Origin of the sequence: Paenibacillus sp. OSY-SE, assembly GCF_000283315.1 — a bacterium.
Classification (GTDB): Bacteria; Bacillota; Bacilli; order Paenibacillales; family Paenibacillaceae; genus Paenibacillus_B; species Paenibacillus_B profundus.
Map to the genome: position 1 here is coordinate 16663 of NZ_ALKF01000165.1, position 21555 is coordinate 38217.

Genomic DNA, 21555 nt, shown 5'->3' on the forward strand with positions numbered 1-21555 from the left:
CCTTATATTTCCCTATAACTGTCCAGTCTGTAACCATGCAGTTCCGCTTGCGATTTGTCCAGACGAACCTGCATGACTACATCATCATCGTCCACACCCTGCTCCAGCACCTCTCCCATTCGATAGGCCAGAGCAATCATGTCACCGCGGTCTGTCGGAATCCGATACGTTACCGTCTGTCCGACAAGCTGCTTCTGTACAGCTTGCCGAATCCGCTCCAGATCAGCCTCGTCATAAGCGCTAATCGTGAAGTGATTGCCGTTCTGTGGAAGAAGCTGACGCTGCTCTTCCGTGCACAGATCTTTCTTGTTATAAAGGACAATCTCGTTCTTGGCGCCCGCTCCAAGCTGCTGCAAAATATCCTCGACAACATTCATTTGATCCTCGCGCATCGGTGACGAGGCATCCACGACATGCAAGATCAGATCCGCTTCGTTCACTTCCTCCAATGTCGCCCGAAAAGCCGCAACGAGGTCATGCGGAAGGTTCTGAATGAAGCCGACCGTATCCGTCAGCACGACTTCCTGGCCATTCGGAAGCTCCCATTGCCGTGAAGTCGGATCCAACGTCGCGAACAATTGATTCTCCACCAACACATCAGCCAGCGCAAGCTGACGCAGCAAGGTCGACTTGCCAGCATTCGTATAACCGACCAGTGCCACCTGAATGACTCCGCTTTTTTTACGGCGTTCACGATGCAGGTTGCGGTGTCGAACCACTTCGTCCAACTGACGCTTCAAGTCAGTTATGCGGTTGCGAATGTGTCTGCGGTCAGTCTCCAGCTTCGTCTCCCCTGGACCTCGAGTCCCGATCCCCCCGCCGAGCCGGGATAGATTTTTGCCGTGCCCGGACAGGCGCGGCAGCAGGTAGGACAATTGCGCCAGCTCCACCTGAATAATCCCTTCTCTCGTCTTTGCGCGTTGTGCGAAAATATCGAGGATGAGCTGGGTCCGATCGACGATCTTTACATCAAGCGATTCCTCCAGATTGCGGACCTGGGCCCCAGACAGCTCCTGATCGAAGATGGCCGTTGTTGCCCCCAGCTCTTCGATGACCGCTTTCAGTTCTTGGACCTTCCCTTTTCCGATAAACCATTTCGAATCTTTCGTATCCCGCTGCTGCGTCATCGTCGTCAGCACCTCGACACCTGCCGTTTCGGCCAGCTGCATCAATTCTTCCAACGAATATTGCGGATCAATTCCGCTCCGCTTCACTTCATCGGTTATTAACGTGACCAGCACCGCACGGTCCTGTATATTTTGATTGGTCTCATAGTTCATTTTTCGCATGCAATCGAAATCTCCTTCAATTTCATGTTAGAAGCACGTCAAGGTCCGATACCCAGTATACCTTATTTCGGCTCTAAATTTAAATCATGAGGGATATGTATAAAAGCAGAAATACAAATCCATGCTTAAACAGCCTGTCGAGGGGGCTCGGCAGGCTGAACTTTATCATGATTGATGCTCACTTCTCCTTAATTGGGCACGCCTTCAATGATAGATACGTGAGTGGAGGTCGGCACGATTCTATTGAGCCTGAATCCGGACTGCTGGAGCAAACGCTCATATTCCGCTTGCGTCCGCTCTTTCCCTGTTGACATCGCGAGCATCTCCATATCGAGCAGTTTGCCAAAATGAGCCTCGTTGCCAGAAGCAAGCACGACTTCCAAGAGCAGCAGCTTGCCGTCTTCCTTCATGGCACTGCGGCAGTTGCTTAGGATCGAGATGGACTCTTCGTCGCTCCAATCATGGATAATGTGTTTCATCACGTAGGCTTCTCCACCCTGCGGCACAGATTCGAAGAAGTTGCCTCCCATGCAATCGCAACGCGCTTCCAGCCCCAAGCTCTTTATGTATTGCTTGGCACTGTCAATGACTGCGGGCTGATCGAACACAATCCCCTTCGTATGCGTACAAGATGTCAAAAGCTGCTCCATCAATATCCCATGCCCTCCGCCAATATCAACAACTGTGTCGAATTGCGAGAAATCATAAGCAGCGAGGACGGCTGGAATTATGCTCCGCGAGTAAGCGCTCATAGAGTTTTGAAAAATAAGCTCGGCCTCCGGGTGTTTAGCTAAATAGCTGAACACGTTCATGCCATACGAAGCTTCAAATGCGGAAACCCCTTTGGTCAGAGCTTCCAGAAAATGACCGGCCGGCTGCGAGTGCCATGGCTGCCCGTACATCAGGGCATGCGCGTACAGAGAATCGGGCGTATCAGAACGAAGAAACGATCCCAGCGGACCCAATTCAAATGTTTGTTCATCCGTCTCCCTGAAAATATCCTCATCGCAGAGGAAACGCATCGTACGGTACAGCATAGAAGCTTCTGTCTGTGTCAGACTGGCAAGATCTTGACAGGTACGCGGTCCTTCTGCCAGCAAATCGGGAATGCGCAATTGGGTTACGGCATATACCGCTTGTGATATGAGACTTCCTGCAAGCATACGCAACAATCGTTCAGATTCATTTAAATATTTGGGTACGACGATGGACATATGGATATACCTCCTAATATATGGTTTTGATACATATATTTAGTTCCATATAAACAGGTATATTCCTCCTTTTTCCTAATTAATTATATTTTCACCAATTCGCCTCTTACACCCAACCATTTACCCTCTAAAGACTAGATATTTTTTCCACTCCGACAGGTTCACTTTTTTCGCTCATAAGGAAATCTTCATAAGTCAGATTCGTCAGATCCTCTTTCGTTAGTTTTCTCGACTTTCTTATTAATCTCACTGCTTGATTCCTTATTGCTTTTTCGAGAAGGTTACGGACAAATCTAGCGTTACTGAAATTAAAGTTTAAATGTTTTTCCTGAGAAAGATGCTCTTTAATTTTATTTGTGGCTTCAGTAAGAATAATGTATTCTCTTTCAAAAGCCATTTTATAAGCGATTTTAACTAATTGATCAGTGGTGTAATCGGGAAACTCGACATGAATCGGAAATCGGGAAGGCAGTCCGGAATTGGTTTTTAATAGATTATTGATTTCTTTGGGATAGCCGGCAAGAATAAGGATGAAATCATTTTTATGATCTTCCATTGCTTTCACCAAGCAATCAATACATTCTTTTCCAAAATCTTTTTCCCCGCCACGTGCTAAACTATAGGCTTCATCCACAAACAGAATTCCCCCAAGCGCTTTTTTCACTACCTCTCGTGTCTTCTGCGCCGTGTGCCCGATATACTCGCCTACGAGATCCGCTCGTTCCACCTCCATCAGGTGGCCTTTGCTGAGCATGCCGAGCTGTTGAAACATTTTAGCCAATATTCGTGCCACCGTCGTCTTGCCCGTGCCCGGATTCCCCTTAAATAACATATGATACACTTGGGATTCTGATTGCAATCCTTCATTTTTACGCAACTGTTTTATTTGCAGCATCGCATATATTTGAAACACCAATTCCTTAACTTCTTCTAGTCCAATCATTTCATCGAGCTCTTTGAAGATTGCCGAAAAAGCTTCCATGTGTTGGTTTGTTTCTTTAACCGGAATTTCTTCGACAGTTCGAATCTGTTCGGGAGGAAAATTTTTAAAAACTACATTTATTTTTCTGGCTTGAGTCGTTATTAGACGGTTATCGTCAGTCACCAGTTACACCCCCCATCATATCCCTCAATTTGATCCGTATGTAAAAGAAATCTTCCTGATGTTCAATATATTCTAGTGTCGAACAGGTTATTAGCAGTTTAGCGCAGCCATAGTTCGTCCCATTTCCATTTCGTATAGGCGAGTGACTCGCGCGTACGGTGCCACGGAAGGAACAGCACCTTGCTCCCTGTCGTCTTGAGCTCCGGTTGCTCATACCCGAGCGCATCGGCAATCTCATAGGCTCTCGCCCCATGAAAGTCGTGTGTCATAATCGTCGCGCTCTTCCAGCCCTTTTCCTTCATAATGTCCTGGCTGAATTTTAAATTTTCCAGCGTGCTCGTTGCGTGCTTCTCCATCTCGATCCGGCTCGGCTCCACACCATGCTCAATCAAATAGTTCGCCATCCCCTCTGCTTCGCTCAACTGGGCATTAGGACGATCTTTGCCGCCGGTCACGATGAAATATTCGAACTTCCCCTGCTCATATAACTCCAATGATAGATCCAACCGTTCCTGCAGCGCCGGACTGGGCTTGTCTCTCCATAAAGATGCTCCCAGTACAATCCCTACTTCGGTAGGCTTCGATGAATTTGCGAAGTTGGCATATCCCGCTCCCCCGATTTTCCATTGCGTATACCCGAACCAAATCAAGCCGATCAAAATGCCCGCTCCTGCAATCCAGAGCAAGCGTCTCCACAATGAAACCTTATGTTTACCTCTGTTACGCAACCGATTCCCCTCCAGTTTAAAAAAAGAACGCGCAATGAGTGCATTGCGCGTTACACATGTTGTAACTTCATATTTTGATCTAAGCTGCGCTCCTTTACGGAGTCCCGCTTTGTTCTTCATCGGCGTCGCGGTTCTTCCGCCCGTTGTGACGTCCGTTATCCTTTTTGTCTTGACTATCCGATTGGATGCTGATCCTGTTATCGGCACCTTGGCCCTCCGCAGGTGGCGGATCAATCGAGTCACCGGGATCCGGTTCCACTGTTCCTGGAATCGTGATGGCGCCGTCGTCCGGATTGCCTCCTTGATCACCTGGATCGGTACCCGGATCCGGCTCTCCGGTATTGCCCGGATCAGGTTGGTCCGGTATTACCGGATCAAGCGGATTGTTCGGATCAACAATCGGTGGTTCAATCGGTTCGATCGGAGGCTCTACCTGTTCTTCCTCAATCTTCACCGTGACTTCATTGGATTTCTTCGATTCTTCGTTATTGCTCTCAGCCGTTACATAATACGTGTATGATTCGCCTGCAAATACGCCGATATCTTCTGCGTTGGTTACCTTCAAGCCGCTCAGAACACGGGCGTATTCTTTATCCTTGGACGATTTACGGTACACGTGATATACGATATTGTCGCCATCTACCGCGTTCCAGCTGAGCGATATCATCTTCGTATTTTCAGAATACGAAGCGTTCAACCCACTTACGGCTTTGACCGGTTCCGGCTTCTCTTCGACCTTATCTGGCTTGCCGAAAGAACCGGACTGTCTGTTCTTCAGCGCTTTGCCCATCACTTCACTGAACATGCGCGAAGGGACCCGGCTGCTCTCGTGCAGCACATGGTCGCGGTCGGTCTTGTCATACCCCATCCAGACGGCGGCCGTCCATTCTGGCGTATAACCGACGAACCATGCATCACGGTCGCCATTGCCGTTATAGCCCGGCACCGAATGCTGTGTCGTCCCTGTCTTGCCCGCCACCTGGCGTCCATCGATACGCGCTTGCTTGCCCGTACCATTCTTCACGACCTCCTGCAACATGTCAGTCATGTAGTAGGACGTCTTTTCGCTCATTACACGCTTCGGCTTCGGCACATGATATACATAGAAATCATGTGCCTTCCGGTCTGTAATTTTAGAAATGGAGTAGGCCGGATAATAATTGCCTCCATTCGCAAACGCGTTGTAAGCTTCGGACATGTTCAGCGGGGATACGCCGTGCGTCATCCCGCCCAGAGCGATAGACAAGTTATAATCGTCTTTCGTTAATGGGAAGCCCATATTTTTAGCAAAATCAAAGCCCGTCTTCAATCCAATCTCATTCAACAGCCATACTGTCGGAATATTTACGGAGCGCTTGACAGCCTCCTTCATTTCCATCGTGGCGCTATAGCCGCCCAAGTTGCTCGGACAATAGCCGCCGAAGCATTGCTTCTCGTTATTCAGCTTGGACCACGGAAACCATTCTCCGGTCTCCATTGCGGGCGCATAGGAGACGATCGGTTTGAACGACGAGCCTGGCTGGCGTTGAACCGTGGCGCGGTTCAACCCTTTGGTAATGTAGTCGCGGCCCCCCATCATCGCCATAACCGCCCCGTTCTTATGGTCCGTGATGACCATGGCTCCTTGCACTTTAATATCGTCTTTGCTCTTTTCGAACAATTCATCATTGTTAAAAGCGTTAAACATGATGCGCTGCGCAGACGCATCCATCGTCGTGTAAATATGGTAGCCGCCGCGGTTCAGCTCATCCTCGCTCAATCCAGTCTTATCGACCGCTTCCTTCACCACGTAATCGAGGAACGATTGGTAGGCATCCGTCCCATTTTGGTCCGTTTGCGTGCCGTCCTTCGATTCTTTCGGCTCATAATCCACTTCCGATGCTTCCTTCATTTCCTGTTCGGTAATATAGCCTTGTTCATACATAAGCTTCAATACGATCTGGCGGCGCTCCTTCGAGCGTTCCGGATTGTCGATCGGATTATAGTGGGACGGCGCTTTTGGTATCCCCGCCAGCGTGGCCAACTCCCACACTTCAAGCTGATTCAAGTCTTCTTTATCAAAATATTTGATCGCCGCCGCTTTGACTCCATAAGCGCCTTTACCGAAGTATATCCGATTCAAATACATCGTTAATATTTCTTCCTTCGTGAAGTGATTCTCCAGCGCCAACGCGATGGACACTTCCGTCGCCTTCCGGAAGAAGGTCTTGTCGCTCGTCAGGAACATATTTTTTGCCAGCTGCTGGGTTATCGTGCTGCCGCCTTCAACAAGCCGTCTAGATACAATGTCCTTGACCATCGCGCGGCCGATAGACCATAAATCGACGCCTTGGTGATCCTTGAACCGTCGGTCTTCAGTGGCGATAAAGGCATTGCGCAGCTCTTCAGGAATTTCTCGCGCCTCCGCAATCTCCCTATGCTCGATTCCCTTTCCAAGCTTGGCAAATTCATTGCCATTTATATCATAGACAGTGGAAACTTCGGCTAGCTGGAACATGTCCGCGTCTTTATATTCTTGCATGAGACGTTCGCCGTTCAACAGAATGAACAAGTATCCGCCCACCGCACAGAAAATGGCGAACGCGGCCGTAAAGAACATAAGCCAGAACGTTTTTCTCATAGACCACTTCTTGCGTTTTTTCGCTTGCTGCTGCTTCGGCTTTCCTTTCGCCGGCGTTCTTGTGCGGGAAAGCTGTGGTGTATCCTTATCTTTTGCCATCTACATTCGACTCCCTTATTCTCCTCGAATTTCTCTCTCTTTCTCTATAGAATGATAAATCCTTATTCCCTATACCCTATATGACCCGTAATGAAAAGAACAACCCTTCAGGGTTGTTCGGCAGCGGGCTCAATTATTTAGACGTGAAAGAGGGACAAAAAGTTTCATTTCTTTCTGCCCCTCTGCATGAAGCATCTACGCTTCGTTCTGATGATCTTGCATCAGGGATACGTTACGCTGCGGCGTAAACGTCGAGATGGCGTGCTTATATACCATCTGTTGACGTCCATCGCTGTCAATGACGATCGTGAAATTATCGAATGCGCGGATTACACCGCGAATCTGGAATCCATTCGTTAAGTACACCGTCACTGGAACGCTTTCTTTACGCAATTGGTTCAAAAAAGTGTCTTGAATATTAATAGATTTATTCATCGTCCGTACCCCCAATAATCATGAGATTGTGTTGAAATATATTCAACCTCTTACCGAAACTTTCCTGCTATGATCTTACAAATTTGTGTGAAATGTTTGTCTGTCTGTTCCGAGTCAGTAACATCAACCCATTCAAGGTCTGTCATTCGGCGGAACCATGACAATTGACGCTTGGCGAACCGTCTCGTATCTCGCTTTAACAGTTCGACAGCTGCATCTAATGACATTTCGCCTTCCAAGTAAGCGGCAATTTCCTTGTATCCCAATCCCTGCATAGATACAAGATTACGCGAATAGCCTTGTTCCAGCAATTGGCGAACTTCGTCAATCAAGCCTTCCTGCAGCATGATGTCGATTCGGGCCTCAATTCGTTTATAAAGCATCTGCCTGTCCATTGTCAAACCGATCATGCATAAATCATACGGTGATTCTCTCTTCTGACGGGCTAATTGAGATGATAACGGCTCTCCGCTCAGATGGAATACTTCAAGCGCGCGGATAACACGCCGCTGATCATGATGATGCAGACGCTCCGCCGTTATTGAATCCACTTCCTTCAACCGCTCATGCAGCGCTTCCGTGCCATGCGAAGCAGCGTAATCCGCCATCTGCTGCCTGAACTTCTCATCGGAACTGTTGTCGCCGAATTCAAATCCATAACAGAGAGATTCGACATATAGACCGGTTCCACCTACGATGAAGGGAATATGATTCCTCGCGGTAATTTCACTGATAAGCGTCCGGCCGCGATCTTGAAATTCTGCCACAGAAAAAGCTTCGTCCGGATCGTGGATATCCATCATATGATGAGGGATGCCTTCACGTTCCTGTACGGACAGCTTGGCTGTACCGATATCCATCTTACGGTACACCTGCATGCTGTCACCGGAAATAATCTCGCATTCATAATGCTTGGCAACGCTCAAACTCAGCTTGGTCTTGCCGACAGCCGTCGGGCCGACGAGGACGAGCAGCCTTGGTCTACTAAACGATGATATTGTCGGCAATGTCAATCACTCCATAAGCTAATTTCGATCCCGTCTGGACGACACGGTTAAAGCCGAGCCGGGCAAACTCTGAGCTGTTGCGCAGCTCTTTCATGACTACTCTTTTTCTCGCCACACGCATCGCTTCCGCAATCGCTTGACGAGATAGCGCTTCATGATTCGCCATCGTCCGCATCGGATTAAACGCGGACGAATGTGTAACCGGCTCCCTGAACATCGGATCGAAATATACGATATCCATTGAACGGTCAGGCATCGATTTCAACTTTTGGGAGTGGTCTGCGCGCTGCAATTCAATACGGCGCATCGCCTCATTGACCTCCACCACATCGCTTTCATACAGCTGCAATCCTTCGTGTACCAGCGTGAACAAAGATGGCTCGCTCTCCAATGCGACAACACGCCCGGCGGCTCCGACCGCTATGGAGAAGACGAGGGCATCCGCCGCAAATCCCGCCGTGCAATCAAGCACCTCATCTCCACATGTCGCGCCGCTTGCCCTAATCATCGAATCTGATTCACCGGCCAGAATTCGCTTCGCGCGCACAAACGCCATGCTGGGATGATAGGTCAATTCCGTAACCCCCAGCTGCGTGTAGCGTACGCTGTCATTCGTGTAGACAAGAAATTCATCATCGCCATATTTCCGTGTCAATCTTGATAGCGATTGCTTGCACCGCTCAACAAAGACATACCCGAAAGCATCTGCCGTGTGGCGAGCGCGCTCTTTGATGTGCGGGGATGAGAAATCACCCGTTGTGACAATCATTAGCTCCTCCTCATTATAAACGCTATGGAAAGGGAAACACAAATATCATCCTTTTAGAGGTTTTTCAAAAAGTCCCCTTTTGATCACGAAGAATCCCAAGTGGCCATTCGACGTGCTGAAAAGGGACCTTTTTGAACGCGCCCTTTTACATAACCCGTTTAAACATTTTCTCTAAATCATAGGTAGTAAAACGCACGACAATCGGCCTACCGTGCGGGCACGTATAGGGTTGACGGCACGTAGCGAGCCGGGCGAATAACGTCTCCGCTTCGGCATCCGACAGACGCTGGTTCGCTTTAATCGATGCTTTGCAGGAGCACATAATAGCCGACGCTTCTCGCAATTTCGCAATATCCGGCGCCTTTTCGCCCAATACCCAATCCGTCATTTCTTGAATAATCGATGTTTCCTGGCCCTTTGGGAACCAATATGGATGGGATCTGACCAGAAACGTCTGTCCTCCGAATGGTTCCATCTGCATACCAATATGCTCCAACAAATGCATACGCTCGCGAATACGCTCCGCTTCTGACGGCGTGAATTCCAACGTAATCGGCAGCAGCAGCTCCTGAGATGCTTGAGCCGGCCTGCCGAATTGCTCATAATAATATTCGTAATTAATGCGCTCATGCGCCGCATGCTGATCGATAAGATACAGCCCTTCTTCATTGGAAGCAATGAGGTAAGTGCCATGCAGTTGTCCGATCAACGATAGCGCAGGAAAAGGTGGCAATGTCGCTTCCTCCGACCGTTCGCCGCTGTCCATCCACTCTTTCCATGCTTCTCCGCTCTTCTTCGGCATATTGCCTGAGACAGAAGGGGGAACTCTATCCTTGAAGCCGCGTCCCTCCTGCTCCCCATACCGAGGCTTCGATTCATTGACGTAAGAAGCGCGCGCACCGGTTTCTGCAGGATGCTGAGCCGTTTCACTCTGCTTAGAAAATGTACTCTGTTGCTTCACTGCATCTTGCGGAACAACTGCACTGTGAGATGCCGCTGCATGCTGTTGAACAGACATGACGCTGTTCGTTAGAACAGTTGGCTTCAGCTCAGTACGAGACGCTACTGCCGCGGTCTTCGTCTCGGTTGGTACGTCCGCAGCATTTTCGGCCCCTTCCTGAGCTGCAGCAGCCACTGCTTGCGCCTCAGGGACGAAAGACTCAGGCGGTAAACTTGCGCCTTTGTTGCCAGACGAAGGAACCAATGCTCCCATCGGCTTCAGCTGCTGTTCATTGTTGGCATCCACAGTCGCGGCGGAAGCCCATTGCAGCTCCGTCTGCTCAACGAAGGTGCGCACCTTCGCTTTCGGGGCAGCCGCCTGCGGAATCAACTGCTGCTTCAGAAGCAGCTCCTGCAGCGTGCTCCCGATGAATTCACACAGCTCTGCTTCTTTGCTGAAGCGCACCTCCAGCTTGGCCGGATGTACGTTCACATCGACGAGCGTCGGATGCATCCGCGCCTGCAGCACAACCATAGGAAAGCGATTAATCGGCAGCAGCGTATGATAAGCGCGCAGCACAGCCTGATTCAACGGAAAGCTGCGCACATACCTGCCGTTCACGAACCACGACATCGCATTCCGGTTCGAACGTGTCATCTCCGGCTTGCCGATATAGCCCTCCAGCTCGAAGTCCAAATGCTCTGCCTTCACCTTCATCACGCTTTTAGCTGTATGGACGCCATATACTGCAGCGATAACCTGCAGCAAATCGCCATTGCCTATCGTCTGTAAGAGCGTATTATCATTATGCTTCAACGTGAAGGCAATGCTCGGGTATGATAAAGCCAAACGGTAAATCAAATCGGAAATATGCCCCAATTCGGTCTGAATTGTCTTCATATATTTCAAGCGCGCAGGCGTGTTGTAAAATAACTCGCGTACTGTAAATTCCGTACCTTGCATCGATTGCGCCGGCTCGAACGTCTTGATGGTTCCGCCTTCAATGACAAGCCGTCGCCCAAGGCCGCTGCCATCGGTGGATGTCACGACGTCCACCTTAGCCACGGCGGCAATACTCGCCAGCGCTTCGCCACGAAAGCCGAGGCTGCGGATAGCGAACAGATCTTTGCCTGTTAAAATCTTGCTTGTCGCATGCCGCTGGAACGCATTTTCTACATCATCGTCCCCGATCCCAGAGCCGTTGTCTTTAACTCGGATAAGCTGCAGCCCGCCCTCTTCAACCGTCACGTCGATGCGAGTGCTGCCGGCGTCGATGGCATTTTCCACTAACTCCTTAACTACGGAAGACGGTCGTTCAACCACTTCTCCCGCCGCAATCTGGTTAGCTATGTGCTCGTCCAATATTTTTATGACCGCCATGCTCGGATACCTCCTTATTCAACAAGCTTGACTTCACGTGTTCAGACGCCGCCTGGCTGCTATTGCTTCAATGCACGAGCTTGTCTCATCAAATCGTGCAGCCGGTTCATCGCTTCGAGCGGCGTCATCGACAAAACGTCCACTTCCTGCAGCTCGCGGATGAGCTGTGCCCCTTCACCTGCCGCGACAGCATTTGAAGCGTGCTGCGGCGTACCGGCTGCAGGGTGAGCTTGCGTCAATCCGTCATCTTGGCCAGCGTCATGCGAAGACACGGCTTCTGCAGCCCGCTCTGCCGCTGCTGCTGATTCGCCCCATCCGAATAGCGACAGCTGCTCCACACCATTCGCGCTCACGTGTGCTTCTGCAGTCGCAAGCGATGCAGCAGCACCCTCTGCTGAGCCCTCCGCTGCACCAGCTGCTGGCAAGCTCGATGGCCCATCTAGCAGGGACTCTGCTGCGGTCCGGGGCTCATACTGCTTCAACAGGTCATATGCGCGTGTAATAATCGAATCCGGAATTCCGGCAAGACGGGCGCAATAAATGCCGTAGCTTGTGCTCGCCGCGCCCGGAATCAACTTGCGCAAGAAAGCAACTTGATTGCCGCTTTCCTTCACAGCCATGCACACATTTCTTAAGTGAGGCAATCGTTCCTCCAAATGCGCCAGCTCATGGAAATGAGTTGACACGAGCGCTTTGCAGCCAATCTCATCGTGCACGAATTCAATGACAGCTTGCGCTATGGACATCCCTTCGCTCGTCGATGTCCCCCGCCCCAGCTCATCGATGATGACAAGGCTGCGCCGTGTGGCTTTCGCCGTCATTACTTGAATGTCCATCATTTCGACCATGAACGTGCTCTGGCCGCCAATTAGATCGTCCGCCGCCCCGATGCGGGTGAAGATGCGATCGATAATCGGCATCTCCGCCCGTTCCGCTGGAACGAAGCAGCCGATCTGCGCCATGATGGAAATAAGCGCAACTTGGCGCATATAGGTGCTCTTCCCTGCCATATTCGGTCCTGTAATGAGCAGCATCCCAGCTTCCGCCTCTTGCAGCAGCGTGTCATTGGCCATGAAATTGCCGCTTTGCATAACCGCCTCTACGACAGGGTGGCGCCCCGCATCAATATGCATGTCATAGCCGTCGTTAAGCTGCGGACGGACAAATCGTCTCGCAGCGCTCACATTGGCCAAAGATTGATACACATCGATCTCAGCCACCGTCTCCGCCAGCGTCTGCAACCGGCGAATGTGCTCGGCGACGCGCTGCCGCAGTTCGCTGAACAGCTCGTACTCGAGTCCGACCATTTTATCTTCCGCTTCCAGTATGAGCGATTCCTTCTCCTTCAGCTCGGCTGTGACGAACCGTTCCGCATTGGCGAGCGTCTGCTTCCGTTCATACCGGCCTTCTGGCAGTGCAGCTAGATTGGACCGTGTCACTTCGATGTAGTAACCGAACACCTTGTTGTATCCGATTTTCAGCGACTTAATGCCCGTCGCTTCCCGTTCTCTCCGCTCCAACTCCGCAATCCAGCGCTTACCGTTCACACTAGCCTCACGCAGCTGGTCAAGATAATCGTCACAGCCTGGCTTAATTAAGCCGCCGTCTCGAACCGAGATAGGAGGCTCGTCCACAATGGTGTGCTCAATCCATTCCAGGATATCCTCACACGAATCCAGCTCCGCCACCCGCGCTTGGAGCGTCGTCGAGGACGTGTCCGCACAGAGCTGCTTCAAGGCTGGAATTTTGTGCAGCGATGCTTTTAATGCCACCAAATCGCGACCGTTCGCCGTACCGAAGGCGATGCGGCCGACCAAGCGCTCCAAATCATATATGGAAGCCAACTGCTCGCGGATATCTTCACGCCAAATCATCTGATGATAAAGAGTCTCCACAGCTTCGAGACGCTCATCAATAGCGCGGCGATTCATTAAAGGCTTGTCAATCCAGCGACGCAAGAGACGCGCCCCCATAGATGTCTCCGTGCGATCCAGCAGCCAGAGCAAAGAACCTTTCTTCGCCCGCTCGCGTACCGTCTCCGTCAGCTCTAAATTGCGCCGCGTAAAAGAATCCAGCACTAAGTATTGGTCAGGCTCATATGTGCGAATCTGCGTCAATTGGCTTAAAGAACGCTTCTGCGTCTCAGATAAGTAAGCCATGAGCGTCGCTACCGCCTGCTGGCGCTCCGGCTCCAAGCGAGTCATTTCCGCTTCTCCGAATTGCTTCTGCGCCAACGACTCATCCAGCCGTGCCCATGAAGTAAAGAGCACCGACTGATTCCACGCCTTCGCAATCGGCTCTGCTTGCTCCAGCAGTCCGCTTGAGCCGATAATTTCGGTCGGCATATATACATTCAACTCATCAAGCAGCCACGAATGGGATGCAGGAGCAGATGTCACGACCATTTCCCCCGTAGACAAGTCACAGGCAGCCAGTGCGTTGGCGCCCTCATGCTCGGTCAAGCATACTAAGTAATGGTTCGATTTCTCATCAATCAATTTGCCTTCCATGACAGTGCCCGGCGTGACGATGCGCACGATTTCGCGCCGCACGACGCCTTTCGCAACTGCAGGATCCTCCACTTGTTCGCAAATGGCGACTTTGTACCCTTTTTCAATCAAGCGTTGAATATAGTTTTCGGCTGAATGATACGGCACTCCGCACATCGGAATGCGTTCTTCCCCACCGCCTTCTCTACCGGTTAACGTAATCTCTAATTCTTTAGCCGCCCGAATGGCGTCATCAAAAAACATCTCATAGAAATCCCCGAGACGAAAGAACAAAAATGCGTCTTCAGCTTGTTGTTTAATCGACAAATATTGTTCAATCATCGGCGTATGTTTCGCCATAAGCAACCTCCGCTACCATGAATAGAGTTTTATTATATCAAAAAAAGAGCATATACTCACGCCGCATATCTTTTCTTCTAGTGCGTATTTAAACATCCCTCTATACTATTTGCCGTGCAGCCATGCGGCACGAATGTCATCATTCTCGTTCCAGCGCCAACCTGTGTTGATTCGCGTATACAGAGAACGGATGGCTTGAATGTCCGCGTGGACAGGTCGGGAAACACCCGATATGTTGCTCCCCATTTCAGTCTCCAGCGCGTCCAACACTTCTTGAAGCAGCGCAAGCGCCAACGGACGCAGCTCTGTCCCCGCCTCTTCTTCGCTGCACCGATAATAGCGCCGCACAATCTCCGCGCGCACGCTGTCTCTTCGCGCAAGCTTGGTCCCATGCACGACAACAGTATGGAATAAAGTAAGCACTTCCAGCGTCAACTGCGGACTCCCCAGGAAGCTTGGCAACGTACGGTATTCGAATCCGCCTTCACCGCCATGCTCCTGCAAGCGCACGTCTCCGAACGTGCCATACTTAGGCCGTCGGCGCAGCGCCCCATGCGAGTCCTCTATTAATGCTAACGGAAGTGCGACATATGTATCAAGCATGCGAACGAGATCGCTCGTCAGAGCGATGCCGCTAACATGGATATGTCCGCCAAGCGCAAAGGTCCCGAGCGGTTGACTCCCGGCGAGCCATACCAGCGAGATACCGTCTTCGTCCTTCGCTCTTATTAGGCGGGCAGCCCGTACCATGGAATCGCGCAGGTGCTGCAGCAGCTGCGCCGGAGTCGTTGCAGGCTCTGGACGCAGCTCCATGAGCGGATAACGTAATTTGCCTTGAATGCGCACCGCATCACATCCGGCCCCCCCGCCTCGCGGCAAATACCGGATTGCCGGAACTATTTTGCGGCGCCCCGGATGATACAGAATTAGTTCCATATCGAGACCGAGCTTCAACGACGTCTTCGACTCATTCCGGCTGCTTGCAGTCTCCGCCAGCGTCATGGACCATGCGGCGATGTACCGCGACATGACCCACTCAGGGAGACGCCGCGGCGCCGGCTCGACCCGCTCGATAACGTCCCCCGCTTGCGGTTCATCCACAACGCCTGCTGGCCATTCAGCATTATGCTGCATCTCCTGAGAATGATACCGGAGCGTAATCGCGGCGATATCCCATCCGAGTGCATAAGCTGCACGCACCGCCATACGGCCGAGCCGCCGATACGGAGGCTGTGACCAATCGTCAAGCGGAAGGTAGCTGTACCCGCCTTGCGGCGTGCGTATGCAATGAGCAGCAGCGGCGACTTCGCATTGATTCACCCAGAAGCACAACGTCCGAACAAACCGCTGGCTGTTCTCAATAGGATATGGCTCAGACCATACCGCTTCGTCCGCGATCGGAAGTCCCCATAAGCGCAGGCGCAGGCGCATCGTGCGGTGATTCCAAGATTGGGCGAAGCGGTTCAGGATGATCATCCTGTGCTGTGTCCCAGTACGCACAGCACGCTTGGTTAACTCCTGCAATACCTCCTTCTTGTGAGAACGACGCATCCACAGCACAACGAGACAACCTTCATCCATTCGGTCGGGCCCCAATTCCGTCAGCCGATTGTTTTGCGTGCACAATGCGGTCGGGATTCCGGTGCCGTTCCACATTTGACAGACCCTGTCATCGTCGGTCAGCAGCTGGATAGAATGAGGAATCGCTCCAGCTTTCACTTGGCTCCCCCCTCTTTCTTGCCGTTAGTCAAGCATCACATTTTAATTAAAAAAAAGGAGGGCTCCCGCCCTCTTCGATAATGATATTGCTGCATATTCTAAAATATGAAGTACAACAGATGAGGACTGAAGACTGTCGACAGAACTCGTGACTCATCCACCATGCGCATGTTGGTTGAGAGTTAAAAAGGAGAATGAAATTAGAAAAGCGCCGCAAACGTGAAGGGCTTGCGGCGATGACTACAACTCCTCATCCGACAAGTCCGGGTCTAAATCGTCGAAACCGTCATCCTGGCTGCCAAAATCATAGTCTTTATCTTCAAAGTCGAGGCAACCGTTCGGACATACGCGTACACATACTTTTGTCTCTGCCACCATTTCCACGGCGAATTCACGCTCTACGCGAATCATGACGCCGGTTCCGCTTGACGATACACTCGCCTCTACACAGTTCGGCTCTTGAAGCGCTTCCGCCGACACTTCCTCCGTAGCGGCACGATGCTTCGGATCAACATACGACAATGGAACGAGATCGACATACGACACCGTTTCTTTCGCAACATCCGTTTGGGAATTGCTATTGTACGAATACCAGATGTTGATGTCGTAAGTACCGATGACCTCAATGCCATCTCCTGCCCGCACCGATTCATATTGATGGTTTATAATCCATGCCCCCAATATGCTAGTCGGATGATGAGGCGGAGTGACCGTATGTGTGACGACGGAGAACTTACGACCTTTGCCGCAGATTGCTTTTGTGATGATTTGCCGGCAGTGGTGTTTATCTGTAATTGCCATCCAATGGACCTCCTCCATACAATCATTCAATTAAAGTGTATGCAGGACATTCGTCTAGGGTGACAAAAATTTTTGAGAGGCCTTTCATTTTTTAAAAGAATAAAAATGCTTATGGTGACGCGGTTTACAGTGCAGCTCGTAACCTTTTCTTGTCTTTTTTCGCTATTTTTAAATATTGCTGCAGTTCCCGGTTCACTTGCAAGACCGCAGCGCGAACCTCAAACTCCTGCCGTGTAGCAGGCAAATCCATTTCACGAAAGACGCCTTCCAGCTCAATTAGAAGCTGCTCGGTCTTGCCCGTATAATGCGGTTCCTTCACATCGTCGCTCAATTGGTCGAACAAATCCGCGACCAAATAGCATTGCGGCAGCGATTGGAACACCTGTGATAGCAGTTGGAGCATACTCTGCACATTCTCCAGCTGCGCTTTGCGCATATAAAAATAGACAAGCCATTGCTCATCCGTTCGAATTTCCTCCGTGCGCAGCAGGCGATTCTCCAATGCTTTCGAAGCGATCGCAATCCCTTCATTCACCTTCGCATCCGCTTCAATAATTTCTTGACCGTCCCAAATATAAGAAGAATCACGCAAATTCCGGCTGATTTGAATAAAAATACGTGAAAATTGTTCATCTACCTCCTTACGAATATGAACAAGCTTCTCTTCTTCATTCGGCATATAGACGAGATTGACGAGGGTGGCGGCGCCCAATCCGATCATGAGCAGCAGCACTTCGTTGAATATCCCGTGCAGCGTCAATGCACCCGAGCCGTATATATGAAATACGACGACGGAACTGGTAACAATGCCTTCCTTAAAGTTAAGGCGGGCAATGATGGGAAAGGCAAGCAAAATATATAGGGCAAGCACCCATAATTGAAACCCTAGCACTCCGAACAATGTAGCGGCCAGCAGAAGGCCGACCAATGAGGCTAGAAAGCGTGCGGATACCGTCTTCACACTGCGCTTGCGCGTTACGTCCACACCTAATATGGCAAGCAGACCCGCTCCAAGCGGATTCATCGCACCGATAAGATCGGCGGTGATGATAGCGAAGATAGAAGCGATCGCCGTCTTAATGACACGAACTCCGACAAATCCAAACACCATGATATGTACTCCTTCATCATTCCAGTCTATAAAAGGTAATTCAAAAAGTTCCCCTTTGAACACGCACTTTAACGCATTCCGATATTTTATTATATCGACTTCCCTCCATAGTTGCAAAAAAAGAGAAATGTCTTATTTTGACATTTCTCCATGCTTGTTAGCCAGGAACGTTATGATCGGCGAATCAGTTTCCGTTCCAAAAAAGCGACCGCTTTGTACATCAATGTGGCTACAACCGCAATGATAACGAGTGACGACATGACGAGCGTAAAGTTAAATACTTGAAATCCGTAAATGATTAAGTAGCCCAATCCCACCTTGGAAACGAGAAACTCCCCGACAATAACCCCGACCCAGGCCATCCCCACATTGACCTTTAACGTAGATACAATCGCCGGGAAAGAAGCCGGAAGAATGACTGTGCGGAAGATGACGCTCTTGCTTCCTCCGAACACACGCACGACCTTAACATAGTTCGGATCCACCTCGCGGAAGCTGTTATAGACGACAAGTGTCGTTATGATAACCGTAATGGACAAGGTCGTGGCGACGATGGCTGTGAAGCCTGGACCGAAGCCGACGATGAACAGCGGACCCAGAGCCACCTTAGGCATGCTGTTGAATACGACCATATAGGGGTCCAACACGCGCGCGAGAAATTCCGACCACCAAATCAATACCGCAAGCAGCGTGCCGAGTACCGTGCCAAGAAAAAAACCGACCACCGTTTCGCCGACCGTCATGCCGAGATGAGGCCAAATCGACCCATTGGCAAAATCCTGCACAATCTGCGTCCATATTTTGCTCGGATAACTGAACAACAGCACGTCGATCCATTTGAAGCGGCCCGCTAATTCCCAGAGTCCTACAAATGCAATTAATATGATAAATTGCGTCAGGGAGACGGTCGTGGCGAATCTGCGGCGCCGCTTGCGATAGCGGGCATACGTCTGTTCGACCATACTGCGGGAGTCAGGAAATTCGTCTGCGGCGCTGTTAGCCTCCGTTTGCTTTGCCATCGATCCCCCTCCGATCCGACGCTTCTAATTCTTTCCACAAATCATGAAACAGATCATTGAATCCCGACTGTTCCCGTGCGTAAAAAGGCTGGGTTTCCCGAATCAATTCCGGCACATCGAATGCACGCCGGATACTGCCAGGATCTCGGTTCAGGACAATGACCTGATCGCTGACCGCAATCGCTTCTGACAGATCATGCGTCACGAGCACCGCCGTCTTGCGATGCGCCTTTAATGTTTCTACAATGAGATCTTCCAGCTGAAGCTTCGTCTGATAGTCAAGTGCCGAAAACGGTTCATCCAACAGCAGCAGCTCTGGTTCGGTTGCCAGCGTGCGCACCAAGGCCACTCTTTGTCTCATGCCGCCGGATAACTGATGAGGATAGAGTGACTCTGTCCCTCCTAATCCCATACCGTCCAATAGTCTGATTACGCGTTCCTTCGAGGCCGAATTCAACCGCTTCGTCAATTCCAGTCCGGTACAGGCATTTTCCAGAATGGTTCGCCATGGAAATAAATAGTCCTGCTGCAGCATGTAACCGACACGCGGCGAAGGGCCGTTTACAAGCTGGCCGTACACGAACGCACTGCCGTAGGTCGGCTGCATAAGTCCTGCCATAATCGAGAGCAGCGTCGTCTTTCCACAGCCGCTCGGACCGACAAGGCTTACAAATTGCCCCGGCATGATGGTGACGGACAGTCCGTCGATAGCGAGCTTCGCTTCACGTTCCGTTACATACACATGCGTCACTTGCGACAATTGTACCGCTGGAACCATATGTCCGCCCCCTTTCCCAACTCTGTTCCTTCACGCGCCTCATTTTATTTAACCTTCTGCTTGGCATCCTGAGCGAATTCGTTGTTCACAATCTGCTTCAAGCTGATCCGCTGCTTCAATTCTCCGGCAGCTTCAAGCACGTCAAGCAGGTTGTTCCATTCCTTCTCCTCCAGTATCGGATCGGTGGCGAAAGAGCCTTGATCCTTATACCGCTTCACGGCACTAACGACGATATCCCGATCTGTATCTTTAAAGTAAGGCATAATTACATCCGTTATCGCTTCAGGTGATTCCGAATTCACCCAACGCTGTGCCTTAACTATCGCATTTGTAAATTTCTGAACCGTTTCTTTATTTTTCGTAATAAAGCTTTGCTTTGTCATAAATACGGTATACGGCAATTGGCCGCTTTCCACACCAAAGGATGCGACCACATAGCCCTTGCCTTCCCTTTCAAAAATGGAAGCTTGCGGTTCGAACAACTGAACATATTCCCCGGTACCTGACGCATACGCGGAAGCCACGTTCGCAAAATCAATGTTCTGGATTAACTCCAAATCTTGATGTGGATCGATTCCGTTCTTTTTGAGCGTAAATTCTCCGGCCATTTGCGGCATCCCGCCCTTGCGCTGACCAAGGAACACGCTTCCTTTCAATTGATTCCAGTCGAATGAATCCGTCTTCGTCCGCTTCATTAAGAACGTTCCATCCGTCTGCGCCAACTGTGCGAAGTTAATGACCGGATCCTCGGTCCCTTGCTGATATACATATATCGACGTCTCCGAACCGACCAACGCAACATCTATGCCGCCGGACAACAGCGCAGTCATCGTTTTATCCCCGCCAAAGGTCGTCTGCAGCTCCACATCTAAACCTTCTTCTTCAAAGAAACCTTTGCCGAGCGCCACATATTCCGGCGCATAAAATATGGAACGGGTCACTTCTCCGACTCTCACCTTGATGCGGTCTCCTCCGCTACTACACGCGCTCAACACAATAGAAAATATGAGGACTGCGGCTAATGCGAATACACCCAATCGTTTAGGCATCATAATCATTCCCTCCTCTGCTTCTTAGTCAAGTCCCATGTCTGACAAACCATCAGTTTGCCATGTCGAACGGATATTGCAGTCTATGCATCATACTTACAATTGGTTATTGGCCCGTTTACGAAAAAAACGCATTCCCTTCTTTTCGAAGGGAATGCGCTTCTGCTGTACGCTGGTACAATTTATCTGCTTTTGACCAATATATTAACGGCTTCTTGAATCACGTCGTCCGGATCGTTGCCCTGCTCCAGCTGCTCTCGCACGCAGGAAGCCAAATTCGCGCCGATGACTACTCCAATTGCGCGGTCCACTGCAGTACGAATCGCCGTAAGCTGGGTAACAACGTCCTTGCAATCCTTTTGCTGCTCCATCATGCTGAGCACGCCGCGAACTTGCCCTTCCACACGCTTGAGCCGATTTTTAACTGAATCATGATATTCCATCTCATACCTCCTTCCCATCGAGCGGCAAACCTCTATTCAATATGATACATAAAGCATACCTTGGCTTCGACTTCGGTTCAATAGGACGCGCTTTCCGACTCATCAGGCCACCAGGCTTGGCACCTTGTTCAACGCGTTTTTCAAAATCTCGACATACTGCCGTTTTGTACAAGAAGGTGCGTCCTTCTGTATAATAAGTA

General features: G+C 50.5%; 17 protein-coding genes. All 17 read right to left on the reverse strand.

Annotated features, from left to right (window positions below; genetic code table 11):
• Positions 1-2: 2 nt before the first annotated feature.
• The 17 genes from hflX to A372_RS0108710 all read right to left on the reverse strand — a co-directional run bounded on the left by hflX (position 3) and on the right by A372_RS0108710 (position 21355).
• Positions 3-1289, reverse strand: coding sequence for a GTPase HflX (hflX, locus tag A372_RS0108630; protein ID WP_019420435.1), 1287 nt, complete (start codon positions 1287-1289; stop codon positions 3-5).
• Between the two features lie 188 nt (positions 1290-1477).
• Positions 1478-2503 (reverse strand): methyltransferase, encoded by a 1026-nt coding sequence (locus tag A372_RS0108635; RefSeq protein ID WP_019420436.1) that lies wholly within the window; start codon positions 2501-2503, stop codon positions 1478-1480.
• 127 nt (positions 2504-2630) lie between these two features.
• Positions 2631-3608: an AAA family ATPase gene (locus A372_RS0108640; protein WP_019420437.1), complete on the reverse strand. Its 978-nt coding sequence runs from the start codon at positions 3606-3608 to the stop codon at positions 2631-2633.
• Between the two features lie 98 nt (positions 3609-3706).
• Positions 3707-4336, reverse strand: a complete 630-nt coding sequence (locus tag A372_RS0108645; RefSeq protein WP_019420438.1) for a YdcF family protein — start codon at positions 4334-4336, stop codon at positions 3707-3709.
• Between the two features lie 94 nt (positions 4337-4430).
• Complete coding sequence (locus A372_RS0108650) at positions 4431-7055, reverse strand: transglycosylase domain-containing protein (protein WP_019420439.1); 2625 nt, start codon at positions 7053-7055, stop codon at positions 4431-4433.
• Positions 7056-7250: 195 nt separating this feature from the next.
• Positions 7251-7490, reverse strand: coding sequence for an RNA chaperone Hfq (hfq, locus tag A372_RS0108655; protein WP_019420440.1), 240 nt, complete (start codon positions 7488-7490; stop codon positions 7251-7253).
• A 50-nt stretch (positions 7491-7540) separates the two neighbouring features.
• A complete protein-coding gene (gene miaA / locus A372_RS0108660) occupies positions 7541-8488 on the reverse strand; it encodes a tRNA (adenosine(37)-N6)-dimethylallyltransferase MiaA (protein ID WP_026010964.1) in 948 nt (315 codons plus the stop codon).
• Positions 8475-9266 (reverse strand): class I SAM-dependent methyltransferase, encoded by a 792-nt coding sequence (locus A372_RS0108665; RefSeq protein ID WP_019420442.1) that lies wholly within the window; start codon positions 9264-9266, stop codon positions 8475-8477. The genes miaA and A372_RS0108665 overlap by 14 nt, the downstream gene beginning before the upstream one ends.
• Positions 9267-9411: 145 nt before the next feature.
• Positions 9412-11586 carry a DNA mismatch repair endonuclease MutL gene (gene mutL / locus A372_RS0108670; protein WP_019420443.1) on the reverse strand — a complete coding sequence of 725 codons (2175 nt, stop codon included), beginning with the start codon at positions 11584-11586 and terminating at the stop codon, positions 9412-9414.
• A gap of 59 nt (positions 11587-11645) precedes the next feature.
• Positions 11646-14435 (reverse strand): DNA mismatch repair protein MutS, encoded by a 2790-nt coding sequence (gene mutS, locus A372_RS0108675; protein ID WP_019420444.1) that lies wholly within the window; start codon positions 14433-14435, stop codon positions 11646-11648.
• Positions 14436-14540: 105 nt separating this feature from the next.
• Positions 14541-16154, reverse strand: a complete 1614-nt coding sequence (locus A372_RS0108680; RefSeq protein WP_019420445.1) for a putative amidoligase domain-containing protein — start codon at positions 16152-16154, stop codon at positions 14541-14543.
• Positions 16155-16394: 240 nt separating this feature from the next.
• The gene (locus A372_RS0108685) at positions 16395-16955 is read right to left on the reverse strand and encodes an outer spore coat protein CotE (RefSeq protein WP_019420446.1); all 561 of its coding nucleotides are present in this window, start codon (positions 16953-16955) and stop codon (positions 16395-16397) included.
• Between the two features lie 124 nt (positions 16956-17079).
• Entirely contained in the window at positions 17080-18066 is a 987-nt protein-coding gene (locus tag A372_RS0108690; RefSeq protein ID WP_019420447.1) for an aromatic acid exporter family protein, read from the reverse strand.
• 170 nt (positions 18067-18236) lie between these two features.
• The gene (locus A372_RS0108695) at positions 18237-19085 is read right to left on the reverse strand and encodes an ABC transporter permease (protein ID WP_019420448.1); all 849 of its coding nucleotides are present in this window, start codon (positions 19083-19085) and stop codon (positions 18237-18239) included.
• Complete coding sequence (locus A372_RS0108700) at positions 19063-19863, reverse strand: ABC transporter ATP-binding protein (RefSeq protein WP_019420449.1); 801 nt, start codon at positions 19861-19863, stop codon at positions 19063-19065. The genes A372_RS0108695 and A372_RS0108700 overlap by 23 nt, the downstream gene beginning before the upstream one ends.
• A gap of 44 nt (positions 19864-19907) precedes the next feature.
• Positions 19908-20915 (reverse strand): ABC transporter substrate-binding protein, encoded by a 1008-nt coding sequence (locus A372_RS0108705; RefSeq protein ID WP_019420450.1) that lies wholly within the window; start codon positions 20913-20915, stop codon positions 19908-19910.
• A 179-nt stretch (positions 20916-21094) separates the two neighbouring features.
• A complete protein-coding gene (locus A372_RS0108710; RefSeq protein WP_019420451.1) occupies positions 21095-21355 on the reverse strand; it encodes a metal-sensitive transcriptional regulator in 261 nt (86 codons plus the stop codon).
• Positions 21356-21555: the final 200 nt, after the last annotated feature.

Coding starts and splice junctions, on each gene's coding strand:
- hflX (WP_019420435.1), bottom strand. CDS start 1,289: ATGCGAAAAATGAACTATGAGACCAATCAAAATATACAGGACCGTGCG.
- A372_RS0108635 (WP_019420436.1), bottom strand. CDS start 2,503: ATGTCCATCGTCGTACCCAAATATTTAAATGAATCTGAACGATTGTTG.
- A372_RS0108650 (WP_019420439.1), bottom strand. CDS start 7,055: ATGGCAAAAGATAAGGATACACCACAGCTTTCCCGCACAAGAACGCCG.
- hfq (WP_019420440.1), bottom strand. CDS start 7,490: ATGAATAAATCTATTAATATTCAAGACACTTTTTTGAACCAATTGCGT.
- A372_RS0108665 (WP_019420442.1), bottom strand. CDS start 9,266: ATGATTGTCACAACGGGTGATTTCTCATCCCCGCACATCAAAGAGCGC.
- mutL (WP_019420443.1), bottom strand. CDS start 11,586: ATGGCGGTCATAAAAATATTGGACGAGCACATAGCTAACCAGATTGCG.
- mutS (WP_019420444.1), bottom strand. CDS start 14,435: ATGGCGAAACATACGCCGATGATTGAACAATATTTGTCGATTAAACAA.
- A372_RS0108685 (WP_019420446.1), bottom strand. CDS start 16,955: ATGGCAATTACAGATAAACACCACTGCCGGCAAATCATCACAAAAGCA.
- A372_RS0108690 (WP_019420447.1), bottom strand. CDS start 18,066: ATGGTGTTTGGATTTGTCGGAGTTCGTGTCATTAAGACGGCGATCGCT.
- A372_RS0108695 (WP_019420448.1), bottom strand. CDS start 19,085: ATGGCAAAGCAAACGGAGGCTAACAGCGCCGCAGACGAATTTCCTGAC.
- A372_RS0108700 (WP_019420449.1), bottom strand. CDS start 19,863: ATGGTTCCAGCGGTACAATTGTCGCAAGTGACGCATGTGTATGTAACG.
- A372_RS0108705 (WP_019420450.1), bottom strand. CDS start 20,915: ATGATGCCTAAACGATTGGGTGTATTCGCATTAGCCGCAGTCCTCATA.
- A372_RS0108710 (WP_019420451.1), bottom strand. CDS start 21,355: ATGGAATATCATGATTCAGTTAAAAATCGGCTCAAGCGTGTGGAAGGG.